The 13,353-nt window shown below is 41.0% G+C and carries 13 protein-coding genes; 6 read left to right on the forward strand and 7 right to left on the reverse strand.

Annotated features, from left to right (window positions below; translation table 11 throughout):
* Positions 1 to 508: 508 nt before the first annotated feature.
* Positions 509 to 2,683 (reverse strand): DNA helicase II, encoded by a 2,175-nt coding sequence (gene uvrD / locus CHJ_RS14650; protein WP_317918125.1) that lies wholly within the window; start codon positions 2,681 to 2,683, stop codon positions 509 to 511.
* A gap of 286 nt (positions 2,684 to 2,969) precedes the next feature.
* Here uvrD and CHJ_RS14655 point away from each other — a divergent pair, with 286 nt between their 5' ends.
* The 4 genes from CHJ_RS14655 to CHJ_RS14670 all read left to right on the forward strand — a co-directional run bounded on the left by CHJ_RS14655 (position 2,970) and on the right by CHJ_RS14670 (position 5,403).
* On the forward strand, positions 2,970 to 3,230 hold the full coding sequence (locus CHJ_RS14655; RefSeq protein ID WP_171754714.1) for a DUF2282 domain-containing protein: 261 nt from the start codon (positions 2,970 to 2,972) through the stop codon (positions 3,228 to 3,230).
* A 79-nt stretch (positions 3,231 to 3,309) separates the two neighbouring features.
* Entirely contained in the window at positions 3,310 to 4,176 is an 867-nt protein-coding gene (locus tag CHJ_RS14660; protein WP_317918015.1) for a DUF692 domain-containing protein, read from the forward strand.
* Positions 4,173 to 4,955 (forward strand): DNA-binding domain-containing protein, encoded by a 783-nt coding sequence (locus CHJ_RS14665; RefSeq protein WP_317918016.1) that lies wholly within the window; start codon positions 4,173 to 4,175, stop codon positions 4,953 to 4,955. The genes CHJ_RS14660 and CHJ_RS14665 overlap by 4 nt, the downstream gene beginning before the upstream one ends.
* Positions 4,948 to 5,403 (forward strand): DoxX family protein, encoded by a 456-nt coding sequence (locus tag CHJ_RS14670; RefSeq protein ID WP_171754711.1) that lies wholly within the window; start codon positions 4,948 to 4,950, stop codon positions 5,401 to 5,403. The genes CHJ_RS14665 and CHJ_RS14670 overlap by 8 nt, the downstream gene beginning before the upstream one ends.
* A 53-nt stretch (positions 5,404 to 5,456) precedes the next feature.
* On the opposite strand, the gene CHJ_RS14675 is transcribed toward CHJ_RS14670, so the two are convergent.
* Both CHJ_RS14675 and CHJ_RS14680 read right to left on the reverse strand, forming a co-directional pair.
* Entirely contained in the window at positions 5,457 to 5,738 is a 282-nt protein-coding gene (locus CHJ_RS14675; protein ID WP_171754710.1) for a hypothetical protein, read from the reverse strand.
* A gap of 172 nt (positions 5,739 to 5,910) precedes the next feature.
* On the reverse strand, positions 5,911 to 7,065 hold the full coding sequence (locus CHJ_RS14680) for a multidrug effflux MFS transporter (RefSeq protein ID WP_411861566.1): 1,155 nt from the start codon (positions 7,063 to 7,065) through the stop codon (positions 5,911 to 5,913).
* A gap of 144 nt (positions 7,066 to 7,209) precedes the next feature.
* On the opposite strand from CHJ_RS14680, the gene CHJ_RS14685 reads away from it, so the two are divergent.
* Both CHJ_RS14685 and CHJ_RS14690 read left to right on the forward strand, forming a co-directional pair.
* Positions 7,210 to 8,169 carry a LysR family transcriptional regulator gene (locus tag CHJ_RS14685; RefSeq protein ID WP_317918018.1) on the forward strand — a complete coding sequence of 320 codons (960 nt, stop codon included), beginning with the start codon at positions 7,210 to 7,212 and terminating at the stop codon, positions 8,167 to 8,169.
* Positions 8,170 to 8,199: 30 nt separating this feature from the next.
* Complete coding sequence (locus CHJ_RS14690; protein WP_317918019.1) at positions 8,200 to 10,002, forward strand: aminopeptidase P family protein; 1,803 nt, start codon at positions 8,200 to 8,202, stop codon at positions 10,000 to 10,002.
* 116 nt (positions 10,003 to 10,118) lie between these two features.
* Here CHJ_RS14690 and crcB read toward each other — a convergent pair whose 3' ends face one another.
* The 4 genes from crcB to ftnA form a co-directional block, all read right to left on the reverse strand.
* Positions 10,119 to 10,502: a fluoride efflux transporter CrcB gene (gene crcB / locus CHJ_RS14695; protein WP_171754729.1), complete on the reverse strand. Its 384-nt coding sequence runs from the start codon at positions 10,500 to 10,502 to the stop codon at positions 10,119 to 10,121.
* A gap of 394 nt (positions 10,503 to 10,896) precedes the next feature.
* Positions 10,897 to 12,081, reverse strand: a complete 1,185-nt coding sequence (locus CHJ_RS14700) for an NAD(P)/FAD-dependent oxidoreductase (RefSeq protein WP_317918126.1) — start codon at positions 12,079 to 12,081, stop codon at positions 10,897 to 10,899.
* 103 nt (positions 12,082 to 12,184) lie between these two features.
* Positions 12,185 to 12,508, reverse strand: a complete 324-nt coding sequence (uspB, locus tag CHJ_RS14705) for a universal stress protein UspB (RefSeq protein WP_171754707.1) — start codon at positions 12,506 to 12,508, stop codon at positions 12,185 to 12,187.
* 69 nt (positions 12,509 to 12,577) lie between these two features.
* Positions 12,578 to 13,105, reverse strand: a complete 528-nt coding sequence (ftnA, locus tag CHJ_RS14710) for a non-heme ferritin (protein ID WP_171754706.1) — start codon at positions 13,103 to 13,105, stop codon at positions 12,578 to 12,580.
* Between the last annotated feature and the right edge of the window lie 248 nt (positions 13,106 to 13,353).

Consider the following 13,353-nt stretch of genomic DNA (forward strand, 5'->3'; position numbering starts at 1 on the left):
TATTAGACAAGTATTGATATTGCCATTCAGCTATTGCTGTTAGTCCTATATTCGCTAATATTTAACTTGTCGGAAGGATGCTGACACGGAATAGAGAGACCTAAGGATAGGTAATCTTCAGGATGAAGATTTGGTTATTTAGGATGAATAACCAGCAAGGAAAGCAAAATGGACATTGAATGGACGCAATAGTGACTAGGATGGTTACTACTAAGGAAAGACAATGGACACCTCTGGATGAGGCAAGGACTGAACATCAGGATGATGTAAAGGACACCGCTCAAGGAACAAGTGAAGCACGCTAACGAGGATTGTTGGCTGATCAGGATAAGATCAAGGACACCGCTAGGAAGGCGATGAAAAGGAATGCGCTGAAGGATAACAGCACACTATCAAGGATTTGATGCATGGAGCACATTTAGTAGCCGGATTGCTGCGAGTAAGACTATAACCCCGATACGCAAGTATCGGGGTTTTTCTTTTTCATATGTTGTATTGAGTTAGCGCATTATAGTACTTGCAACTTTGCGTATTGCGTCACTAACCATTTAATACCTTCACCATTGAAAGCGACTTGTACACGACTCTGAGGACCACTACCTTCAAAGTTAATAATGGTTCCTTCACCAAACTTAGGGTGTTGCACTCTCTGTCCCAGATTAAAGCCGGTTTCATTAAAGCTCTCTTTCACCGCCGTTTGGCTAAAACGCCCAGAAGAGGTGGATCGACTCACTTGAGCTTTCATTCTTACTTCTTCTAAGCAAGACTCGGGTAACTCACGAATAAATCGTGACGGCTTATGATATTTATCTTGGCCATATAAACGACGCATTTCCGCATAGGTAATGTAGAGTTTAACCTTCGCTCGTGTCATGCCGACATAACATAAGCGACGTTCCTCTTCTAAACGACCCGCTTCCTCCGCGGACATCTGGCTAGGAAACATCCCTTCCTCGACACCAACCATAAATACCATCGGAAACTCTAACCCTTTGGCACTGTGTAGCGTCATGAGTTGAACCGCATCATCAAACTCATCAGCTTGCCCTTCTCCCGCTTCTAATGCTGCATGAGAAAGGAAAGCAGATAACATTGTCATTTCATCGGCTTCTTCAGGCCGCTCAAACTGTCGACATGCGGTGACTAATTCTTCCAGGTTTTCAATACGTGCCTTAGACTTCTCGCCTTTTTCTTGCTGATACATGGCAAATAAACCCGAAGATTTAATGACATGGTCCGCTTGCTCATGTAACGGCATTTCAGCGGAATCATCTTCTAACGCCACGATCAACTCAATGAAGCGACCTAAGGCGCTAGCAGCACGTCCAGCAAGCACTTTTTGCTCCAGTAAAGCGCTGCTCGCTTCCCATAACGTCTCGCCTCTGTCTCTTGCAGCAGCACGAATCGTTTCTAACGTCTTATCACCTAAACCACGGGTGGGTGTATTCACGACCCTTTCAAACGCTGCATCATCACGCCGATTTGCCATCAGTCGAAGGTAACTAAGCGCATCTCTGATCTCCTGACGTTCGAAGAATCGCATACCACCATATATTCGGTATGGTAAACCAGCCTGAATCAATGCTTCTTCCAAAACTCGCGACTGAGCATTGTTTCTATATAACATTGCACATTCGGATAGTGAGCCATCACTCTCTTGCCAAGCCTTTATTTTACTAACGGTAAATCTAGCTTCATCCAATTCATTGTATGCTGAGTAGACTGATATTTTCTCACCGTCATTGCCGTCGGTCCAAAGCTCCTTGCCCATACGCTCAGTATTATTAATAATTAGTTCGTTGGCAGCTTTCAAGATGGTTTTTGTTGAACGATAATTTTGTTCAAGACGAATGGTAGATACAGATAAAAACTCTTCTGTAAATTTATGAATGTTTTCTACTTTTGCGCCACGCCAACCATAAATCGACTGATCATCATCCCCTACAATCATCACTCGACAGTCCTTGCCTGCCATCATTCTCAACCAAGCATATTGGATATTGTTGGTGTCTTGAAACTCATCAACCAATATATGCTTAAAACGAGCCTGATAGTGTTGTCGGATAAACTTGTTTTCCCTAAGCAACTCAGTTGTTCTAAGCAAAATTTCAGCAAAATCGACCAACCCAGCTCGGTCACAGGCATCTTGATATGCTCTATACACTTGCAACCAAGTTTGAGTAACGGGGTCATGATAACTATCAATGTGTTGCGGTCTCAGCCCTTCATCTTTTTTACCATTAATCCACCAACACGCTTGCTTAGCTGGCCACTGCTTTTCATCCAAGTTCTGTGCTTTAATGATTCGACGTAGCATTCTCTGCTGATCATCAGAATCTATAATTTGGAAATCTTGCGGTAATTTGGCGTCGAGATAATGGGCCCGTAAAATACGATGGCAAATACCATGAAAGGTCCCGTTCCACATACCAGATGCACTGCCCATCATTAATTCTTCTATTCGCCCACGCATCTCAGCGGCCGCTTTATTAGTAAAAGTAACCGACATAATCGAAAATGGAGAAGCGTTCTCGATGGCGATAAGCCACGCTATTCTGTGTACCAATACACGAGTTTTACCACTACCAGCACCGGCAAGCACCAGCATATTATCCAGAGGAGCAGCAACAGCCTCACGCTGTTTATCATTTAGGCCATCGAGCAATAGAGATGCGTCCATTATATTTCCTGACGGTTATTTACTGTTTATTTATACATGATTGGCTGATTATACATCAATCTGTGGTGTAATGAGGAAGACATACATAATATTTTTAAAATTATTTAACTCATATAAAACAAATAGATAGAGTAGAAATGGTAATGATAGTGATTATTTTTTATCAATCAGTGAAAGTTTTTTATTAGAAAATTGCTCCTATACTGTAAGCAAGTTGATAGATGCTCAACAAAAATAAATATCAACTTAGCTCATTTAACTTAAGGATCTAGTTTAGAGGAATATTATTATGAAAAAATCAAACTTTGCAGTAACAGCAGCTGTTTCAAGCCTTCTAGCCATTGGTGCCACAGCACTGACTACAACACAAGCAATCGCAGCAGATAAAGAGAAATGCTACGGTGTGGCAAAAGCTGGTAAAAATGACTGTGCAACGAAAACAAGTTCTTGTGCAGGTACTTCTAAAGAAGACAACCAAACCGACGCATTTATAGTGGTTCCAAAAGGTCTTTGTGATCGTTTGGCTGGTGGTAGCACTTCATCTAGCTAATTTTTACCAGCCAGTCACACCCTCCCCTACTGGTGGCTGGCTTTTTTTGTCTTTTTTGTTTTTTACTTGAGGCATAGCTATGAAAAGTGATTTCCACCCCCAAGTTGGCGTCGGCTTACGAACTCCCCATTTAGATTTTTTTAAGCAGAATAAACCCAATCTAACTTGGCTTGAAATACATAGCGAAAACTATTTCCAACCGAACTCTCTGCTACGAAACGATTTGCGTCAGCTTCGTGAGTTTTATGAGATAAGCTGCCATGGTGTAGGATTATCATTGGGATCAGTTAGCCCAGTAAGCGAATCACATTTAGCTAAATTGAAAGCCTTGGTGGATGATATTGAACCCATCTTAGTTTCAGATCATTTGAGTTGGAGCGAGAATGGTGGCCATTATTTTAACGACTTACTCCCTCTTCCTTATACCGAAGAGGCGCTTAGAGTATTTTGTCGTAATGTACTCGAAGTACAAGACTATTTGCGCCAACCTATTTTAATTGAAAATCCATCCAGCTATGTTCGGTTTGACCATTCAACTATCGACGAATGGGTATTTCTGTCCGAGGTACAAAAACGAACAGGCTGTTATATCTTACTCGACTTCAATAACATCCATGTTTCTTCTTTTAATCACGGTTTCAGTTGCAGTGAATATCTAGCGGGTATAGACCCTCAAGTCGTTAAGGAAATTCACCTAGCAGGCTTTACGAAAAAAGTGACCGACAAAGGGGAAGTTTGGATCGATACTCACAGTAAACCTGTCAGTGATGAAGTATGGCAGCTCTTCTCTCAGTGGACGACTGCAAATGGCAGTAGGAAAACACTGATTGAATGGGATTTGGATATACCTGAGCCAGAGGTCTTACTATCAGAGGCAGAGAAAGCTAGCACGTTACTTAATGGTATCGCTCATTCTAGCCAGCCTCCTTTTGAGGTTGCATCATGACAATCTCATTATCTCAGCTACAATCACAGTTTTCGGATGCTCTCCATTATCAAGCGAAAGGAGAGCAGTGTCATATCGTATCGGATCATTTCTCAGCGGATGAACGGATGCAGATATACCGTAATAATTTCGTAATGAGCTTAACCGATGTATTAATGGCTGGATACCCAATGACTGCCGCGCTTGTAGGTGAAGAGTGTTTTAATGGGCTAGCCCGTCTTCATATACTTAAGCACGCTCCTAAAGAGGCTGATGTTAGCTTATATGGCGTCGATTTTTTTAAAACCATTTCTGATACATCAGCCGTTATTGACGCAGTACCTTACCTTGCAGATATAGCACTTTTCGAATGGAAGAAAGATTATTCTAGCCAGATATTTGGCCAACAAATTGACGAATGCCATTTCTCTTCATTTGACCAACTCACTTCTTTATCGCAAGTTCAGCAGCAAAGTATTCTGCTTGTAGCAAACCCTTCTTTACAGTTGTTTGAGAGCAAATTTGCCATCACAGCGATAGAACAAGCAATAATAACTAGTAACTTCGATGAGCTTGATATTCATCAGCCTCAACAAGGAATTGTCGTCACATCGAATAACGGTGAAGTTAAGTCATACACACTCTCTATAAATGAATATCGCTTATTGCAAGCGCTAGTCAAAGGCCAGAGTTTACAGCAGATTTCAGCGGATCTACTTGAACATCTTAACGCGCTACTTACTCTTGATATATTTCTTGGATTTAACATCAACTCAGATGAGGAGAAAAACAATGTTTAATCGCTTTATTCCCATTGTCACTACCTATGATAGTGCAGTGATTCGCCTGCAAGCTGTTGTCGTTCCTCTGTTGTTGTTGTTTTGTCGATTATGGGTTGCTTATGTTTTCTTTAATTCGGGGCTTACCAAAATTGCATCTTGGGACAGTACCTTGTACCTATTCGAGTTTGAGTATCAAGTACCTGTTATTCCATGGCAATTGGCCGCTTACACAGGAACAATAGCGGAACTCGTGTTACCTATTTTTGTCGCGTTAGGTTTATTCACTCGACCAATGGCTATTATTTTATTCGCCTTTAATGCAATTGCGGTGATCTCTTATCCATTATTGTGGGAAAAAGGATTTTATGACCATCAGCTCTGGGGATTAATGATATTAATTAATATTGTCTGGGGAGCAGGTGTCATCTCTTTAGACAAGATATTGAAGACTAAAGTTATTAAGTAATATTCTGCTATATTGAGTTCAATAAAAAACAGCCTCTTATTTTGAGGCTGTTTTTATTTATTTAAGTAGGCTTGTAACTCTTCAGCAGAAATACCGCTGTCAGCAAGTTCTTTTGCAATCAATTCCACTTGCTCACCTTTACGTGATTCTATTACTTTTTGAAACTGATAAACTATATCACGCAAGATGTGCAGCGGGACTTGCTTCGCTGCACTGCGAATCCGTTCTTCACTTTGATTACCAAGTTCAGCAAGTAATTTGCCAAACATAATTTTTTCCGGCGACTCTTCTAATTGCTCAAGTACTCGAGCCATTTCATAAGTAGTTAAAGACATTCGGACGAATATTCCAGGTAGTTAATATATTTTGTTTGAACGCTAAATATACACCTTATTCCGTGGTAGTAAAACAGGTGTCGGCTATTTAACTCAATTATCTTTATTTTTACATATTAGTTGCTTATCTAATTACATTAATTAATAAGTTGGACTAAAAATATTAAGTACACTACCCCGTATAAGACTCGTGCCACTGTTTACCCAACTTACTAACCAGTATTATCAACGCAGGTGCAATAAGCATCATCTGCAGTGATATCGTCATCTGAAGAGTGAGATCAAACCTTTGTAAGGTGCCAACCAATAAGCCAGCACCACTCATTTGAAACAATCCCAATAGAGCAGCTGCGGTTCCCGCTTTATCTCCAAATGGAGCAAGCGCTTTACCAGCAGCAGCCCCTAAAATGAGAGCAAAACTAGTCGATGATATAAATATTGGCAGCATAAATGCCCATGCATATTCATTACTTGGCAATATCAACATGAGTCCACTGGCTAACAACATCATGCTAATGCCAACGATGAGAGCGCGTTTAGTGCCCAATTTATCCATCAATTTAGGTGCAGAAAAAGCAGAAATGATATTAAACACCGCATTGGCTCCGAACCAGTACGTGAACTCATTCATGGTTAAACCAAGCTGCTTCATAAGTACGATTGGTGCCGCAGTTACGTAAGCTAAGATCACCGCCATTGCCAACATACAAAGTGAAGCGTGAAAGGTAAAAGTGGGGTTTCTTAGAACCGCTAGATACCTGTTCAGCTTGAAATACGAGTTACCCGGCTCCTGCTTCGGATTCGTTTCCTTCATTGAGATGAGTAGCACCGTGCCAATTACTGCCGCATATAAGGCCATAAAGCTGAAATTGCTTCTCCATCCAAGTTGTTGTGTTAAGTAACTACCTAAAATTGGAGCTAATGCAGGAATAAAGCAGATCGCACCATTCAGGTAGCTGATCATTTTGCCACTCTTCTCAGGGCCAAACATGTCTCTCACTGTAGCAAATGCAGCAACCGATGTTGCACATGCGCCTAGCCCCTGAAGCAGTCTTGCTAAGAGTAGCCACTCTATATTAATAGACCACCACGCAAGTAAAGAACTTAATCCGTAAATGGCTATACCGGTTATGGCTACCGACTTTCTGCCATATTTGTCAGCTAACGGCCCAGCAAAAATCTGCCCAATACCCATTGAAAAAAGGAACCAAGTAATAGTGTCTTGTACCATTGCATGTTTCACGTGAAACACATCTGCGATCATAGGAAGAGCAGGTAGATAAATATCTATTGCTAAGGGGCTAAACAGAACCAAACTAACCAGCATAACTACTTGCCACTTATTAATATTAGTATTACTCAACTAGACACCTTCATCCTACATTACAATTTGGACACGAAGTTTACATGGCTACTGATATGCAAGGAAATGGCTTATACTCATTGCTATTATTCCTAAATGGAAATTCAGGTGAGCATAGACAAATTAGCAAGAATAGATTTAAACCTTTTGGTTTGTCTAAAAGTTCTATTCGAAGAAGAGAATGTTACCAGAGCCGCTGAGAAACTCTGCCTAAGTCAATCTGCTATGAGTAAGTCATTAGCTAAATTACGGGTACAATTTAATGACCCTCTTTTCACTCGTACCTCTCACGGTTTAAAGCCTACTTCTAGAGCGCAAGCAATTAAACCAAAGCTAAACGCATTGGTTAATCAGTTAAGTGAAATTCACGGGCCCGACAAATTTGAACCCCATTTATCGAATCGCCGATTTAATATCGCGTTAGTAGAAAGTGGATACCCCTTAATCCTCCCCCACTTTCTTCCTTCTCTTTTTGTCGAAGCGCCAAATATTAAAATTAGTACTCATATCTGGGATGACTCCACTTTTAACAAGTTAAAAACTGGAGAGTTAGATATCGGTATTACCGGAAAAGATATTCAGTTTTCCGACGCAGCTCTGACAATGCATCCACCTCAAGGTATAAATGAGCATGTACTTTACCAAGATAATCAGGTTTGTGTGGTTAGAAAGGATCACCCTGTTCTCCAACAAGAGTGGGATCTGCCTAAATACCTTTCATTAAGACACGTACAAGTACGTTGCGATGGTAACGAGAAATGGCTACTAGACTTCAAGCTAGCCAATTTAAATCTACATCGAGATGTCGCAATTACCGTTCCCGATTTTAATAGCGCAGCAAGCTTATGTACCTATACTGATTTCGTGTTTACCGCACCCAGTCACTTCTCAAATCTTGTCGCCAAACACTTTGACTTGGTTGTGTTGCCACTACCTCTTGAGTTTCCACCTATGGCGTATACACTATTTTGGCATAAGGATAATCAGGCTGACCCAGCTTTAGACTGGCTAACCAAGATAATAGAAAATCGAACATTACACCTTGGACAATCTACCCATCAAGAGTAGATATAGACGAATTAGATAAAGGATTCAGATATGCTTTCAACTATAGAATCACGTGTTCATGCTATAAGAGAATGGCTGCTAACAAGTGATTTAGACGCTTTGATCATACCCCACGAAGATGAATTTCTTGGCGAGTATTTGCCAGCAAGAAACGAACGATTGTTATGGGCAACCGGATTTACTGGCTCCGCAGGGGTTTCAGTTATAACAAAAACGGACGCAGCAATATTTGTTGATGGACGCTACACCGTTCAGGTCCAAAAACAAGTACCAGCGGATATTTTTGAGTATCGTCACTTGGTAGATGAACCTATCCAACAATGGTTAGCTAACAGAGCAGACGCCCTGTCTAAGGTCGCCTTTGATGCGCGCCTACATACTGGTGTGTGGCTACAAAGAACAAAAGTGTCTCTACCGGAGTCAATCACATTAGTTCCTTTAGAGTCCAACCCTATAGATGCCCTTTGGCAGGACAGACCTGATTTTGCCAACTCACCAATTAGATTACTTGATATCACATCAGTTGGTATTAATAGCTTAGACAAGCGGAACTCCATTGCTCAATCTCTAAGAGAACAACACGCAGATGCCGCTATCATTACCCAACTGGACGCTATCTGTTGGTTGCTTAACATTCGAGGATTAGATGTCCCTCGCCTTCCAGTTGTGTTATCTCATGCCCTACTATATTCAGATGGTTCGTTAGATCTATTTGTAGACCCATCAAGAGTGCCAGATACACTCAATAACCATGTTGGGGTTGGAGTTCAAGTCTATAACCCTAATGAGTTGGAAAATCGACTCCATATGCTTAAAGGCAAAAACGTTATTATAGACCCGTCAAGCAGTAACGCATGGTTTGAAATGAAGCTTATAGAAGCAGGTGCAACCATTACAAAATCTGACGACCCTTGCTCTCTACAAAAAGCCGTCAAAAACTCAGTGGAAATAGACGGAATGAAGGCGTGCCACATTCGCGACGGCGCTTCAATGGTGACGTTCCTGCATTGGTTAGACAATGAAGTCGAGAAGGGTCAACTGCATGACGAAGCGGTTCTTTCGGACAAATTGGAGCAAATCCGTCGTCTGGATGATAGCTTAGTCGATTTAAGTTTTGACACTATTTCCGCAGCAGGTGACAACGCGGCCATGTGTCATTACAACCATGACGACCAAGAGCAGCCGGGTCGTCTAACAAACAACTCTCTTTACTTAGTGGACTCTGGTGGTCAGTACTTAAATGGAACCACCGACATCACTAGAACCATCGCCATTGGCGAGCCAAATGATGAAATGAAGAAACAGTTTACACTGGTGCTTAAAGGGCATATTTCCTTGTCATCTGCTCTATTCCCGAAAGGAACAAGTGGTCATCAACTTGATGCGCTAGCCAGACAACACTTATGGCAATATGGATTCGATTTTGATCACGGCACAGGTCATGGTGTTGGCCATTTCTTGAGTGTCCATGAAGGCCCGCAAAGCATATCAAAAAGACCAATCACAGTAGCACTTCAAGCAGGTATGGTGGTTTCTAACGAACCTGGCTACTACCGTGCAGATCATTTTGGTATCCGTATAGAAAACTTAGAATTGGTGGTAGAAAAAGAGACTGGCGGTGATTTTGTTGCCTTAGGCTTCGAATCGCTAACACGGTGCCCTATTGATAAGCGCAACATTGTCGTTTCGATGTTGACAGACAAAGAGATAGATTGGCTAAACAAATACCATCGACATGTATGGAATGACGTTAGTCCGTTGGTTAGTGAGGATGCTAGAATTTGGCTTAGCTCAGCAACATCACCTATTACACCTGAAGATTCTACAAACTAGACATAAAGCTTGAAACACATTCGGCTTTGTGACGTGTTGTTCACTAACACTTTCCAGCACAAAGCAATACGCCGCAACAAATGTTGCGGCGTATTATGTTTCACGTGAAACATCTTCTACCCTTTGAACAGAATCTGAAATCCAATCCAAGCAGCAGAAATACTTAAAGTAACATTAAGTAGTACATTTAATCCCATCTTAAAAAATGCTCCCTGTTGCATTAACAACACATTGTCCATCGAAAAGGTCGAAAATGTGGTGAGTGCACCTAAAAATCCAAGGCCAATAATTTGCCTCCAAGGTTCTGTCGCAAGTAGCTCATTTTCGAAAGCGGCAATTAATAATCCCATAATGAAGGAGCCAACAACGTTTACCGTTAGCGTGCCGTATGGGAATCCTCGGCCAAGAAGAACAACACATAATTCTGAAATAAGATAACGAGAACAGGCACCGAAAGCACCACCGATAGCAATAAAACCCAAAATGGTAAGTTGACCCATAACGCCCTCAAAAATACGAAAAGACATGACACAGTTGCCACGATGAAAATAACAACACAATAAAAATTCGGCTATTTCTAACCAAATCGACCTGACCTATTCGTCGCCAAACTTGTGTCTAGTAAAACAGATATATTGTCAGAATGAATAAAACATCGCAAACGAAGAAAAATATCGCCAATTATTTTAAAGCGACTTATATCGGCTAACAGCTTAATACCTCTGCTTGTTAGTACTGAGAACAAGAGAACGGCGACAAAATAACCCAAAAAAACAACACAGTTAGCCACAAAGAATGCTCAGAATAAAAATGTTACAGGAGTCACTTTTATAGCTTGCCAACAGAGAAAACGACAATTAAGTTATAAAAAACTATTTAATATTATCATTTAGACTATACGTTCTGCCCTGCGACAAAACCGCTACTCCAGCAGAACTGAAAATTATAGCCGCCAAGATGCCCTGCAACGTCCAACACCTCTCCAACAAAGTAGAGACCAGCAACAGACTTACATTCCATTGTTTTAGATGAGATACCATCAGTATCTACTCCACCTAAAGTTACCTCTGCGGTTCGGTACCCTTCCGTACCATTAGGCAAAACTTTCCAGTTATGAAGTTTTTCAGAGATAGAATGTAATTGATTCCCGGCAAATTGTTTTAAAGGCTTATCATCGATCTCTTCCCTACTAAACAGCATCTCCACCAAGCGTTTAGGTAAAACCTTAGCCAGTGTGTTCTTTAATGATTGATTGGGATGTTTCTTAACCGCTTCGGCTAACAGTAAAGCAGTATCTACCTCAGGCAACAAATCAATCGTAATGTATTGACCTGCCGTCCAGTAAGAAGAGATCTGTAACACTGATGGTCCCGACAAACCTCGGTGAGTAAACAGCAAAGCCTCTTTAAACGTCTGCCCATTTGTTGCGGTGATCTCCACTGGTATCGCGATACCAGATAACGCAGCCATATGTTCCTTGTCTTCCTTATGCAAGGTAAACGGTACAAGTGCAGCCCTTGTTGTAACGACTTTAAGGCCAAACTGTTCTGCAATTTGATAACCGTATGAGGTCGCGCCAAGTTTAGGCATAGATAACCCCCCAGTCGCGATAACCAAGGAATTACATTGAATTAGGTCATTATCTACTTCAAGTAAAAAACCATCCTGAGAAGGGTTTATAGAAGCTATCTGGGCTTGGTAACGAAATGAAACGGACTTATTGCATTGATCCAGTAGCATGTTGACGATCTGTTTAGCAGAATCGATACAGAACAGCTGACCATGCTCGCGCTCTTCAAATGCAATGTTATAGCTAGAAACTAAAGAGATGAAATCCCAATTGCTGTATTGAGACAAACAAGATTTAACAAAGTGAGGGTTCTGACAAAGGTAGTTATTAGCACTAACGTCATAGTTGGTAAAGTTACATTTACCGCCACCAGATATTAGTATTTTCCGTCCGGGCTTTTTAGCATGCTCTAAAACCAAAACTGAACGGTTTCTTTTACCGGCCTGCGCCGCACACATTAACCCAGCAGCTCCAGCACCAATAACGACAACATCAACCTTTTTCAATATTCGTAACCCCTAAAATAAACAAAAGGATGTACGCTAACGTACACCCTTCATACTAGGGTCACATTCTAACTTCTCTTGTACAACTTGCCAAATGGCAAAGTTATCAAACTAAGAAGGAAGCAAGTAAAGTCACGCCAATTAAGGCAACAAATAAAATAAAAAGCTCTCTGACCTTAACACACTTGCTAACAAATACATCATCATGATGATGAAGATACTCTCTGTCCTTCAGGTAATGAAACAGTCTGACTTGTTTCACTACGTTACCATGAGTGGTAAAGAAGCCGCCACCATCGACTTGCTGATAAAGTAATGGGTGTGCTTCGCGCATAACATAAATAAGAGAGCGCAATGCGGTTAAATACCGCGCTAGGTTTACGCTTACGATTATCATAAGCGTAAATATAATTGTATCTCCACTGATCATCTTCTCCTCCCTACATCTTCTAAGATGCCGAAAGAGAAGACAAATCTGCTTCCCTATTTGCTGAATATGCTATTCAGCGGCGACATCCATCACTGAAGATGAACCTTCTTGTGCCATTGCTGCCAGGTCCTTATCGATAAAGAATAGTGCTTTACCATCTTCACCAACTAGTTCTAGCTTGTCCAATATCCCTTTAAACAATTTCTCTTCTTCATGCTGTTCAGCAACGTACCACTGTAAGAAATTGAACGTTGAGTAGTCTTGAGATGTAAACGCAACATGAGCCAGTTTATTGATTCGTTCCGTAATCATTTGTTCATGTTCGTAAGTCTCACGAAACACTTCCCCAAGGCCTGCAAAATCAAATTTAGGAGCTTCAATAGCACCCAAAATTGGCATAGCGCCTGTCTCACTAACATAAGTAAACAGTCGCTGCATGTGCTCCATCTCTTCCTTGGCGTGAGCTCTTAAAAACAGAGCCGCACCATCAAAACCGTTATCTTCACACCAAGCACTCATTTGTAAGTATAGATTGGATGAGAAAAATTCTAGGTTAATTTGCTCATTTAATTGATCGATCATTGTCTGAGATAGCATGAAAGCTCCTTTTTAACAGGGATAAACCCAATTTTTAACTTTAGTCTAATAGGTGCTAAATAGACGTCGATAACACCTAATGAGAGATCTAATGATTCACTGGTAATCACAATTTGAATAAAACTATACCATGTTCCTATCGTTATCACCGAAAGCAAATCTATAAATAAGACGATGTTATGAGATCGTAACTGCAAAAAAAATCTCAGTTAGCTGCTAATCTATTTATATTGGCCCTGAAATGGAGG

This window comes from Vibrio sp. MACH09 (assembly GCF_033238805.1).
In the GTDB taxonomy this organism is placed as follows: domain Bacteria; phylum Pseudomonadota; class Gammaproteobacteria; order Enterobacterales; family Vibrionaceae; genus Vibrio.

What these genes read in the sequence shown, in the direction of transcription:
- crcB (WP_171754729.1), bottom strand. Translation starts at nt 10,502, where the DNA reads ATGGGTCAACTTACCATTTTGGGTTTTATTGCTATCGGTGGTGCTTTC.
- CHJ_RS14665 (WP_317918016.1), top strand. Translation starts at nt 4,173, where the DNA reads ATGACAATCTCATTATCTCAGCTACAATCACAGTTTTCGGATGCTCTC.
- CHJ_RS14690 (WP_317918019.1), top strand. Translation starts at nt 8,200, where the DNA reads ATGCTTTCAACTATAGAATCACGTGTTCATGCTATAAGAGAATGGCTG.
- CHJ_RS14680 (WP_411861566.1), bottom strand. Translation starts at nt 7,065, where the DNA reads ATGCTGGTTAGTTTGGTTCTGTTTAGCCCCTTAGCAATAGATATTTAT.
- CHJ_RS14655 (WP_171754714.1), top strand. Translation starts at nt 2,970, where the DNA reads ATGAAAAAATCAAACTTTGCAGTAACAGCAGCTGTTTCAAGCCTTCTA.
- CHJ_RS14675 (WP_171754710.1), bottom strand. Translation starts at nt 5,738, where the DNA reads ATGTCTTTAACTACTTATGAAATGGCTCGAGTACTTGAGCAATTAGAA.
- CHJ_RS14660 (WP_317918015.1), top strand. Translation starts at nt 3,310, where the DNA reads ATGAAAAGTGATTTCCACCCCCAAGTTGGCGTCGGCTTACGAACTCCC.
- ftnA (WP_171754706.1), bottom strand. Translation starts at nt 13,105, where the DNA reads ATGCTATCTCAGACAATGATCGATCAATTAAATGAGCAAATTAACCTA.
- CHJ_RS14670 (WP_171754711.1), top strand. Translation starts at nt 4,948, where the DNA reads ATGTTTAATCGCTTTATTCCCATTGTCACTACCTATGATAGTGCAGTG.
- uspB (WP_171754707.1), bottom strand. Translation starts at nt 12,508, where the DNA reads ATGATCAGTGGAGATACAATTATATTTACGCTTATGATAATCGTAAGC.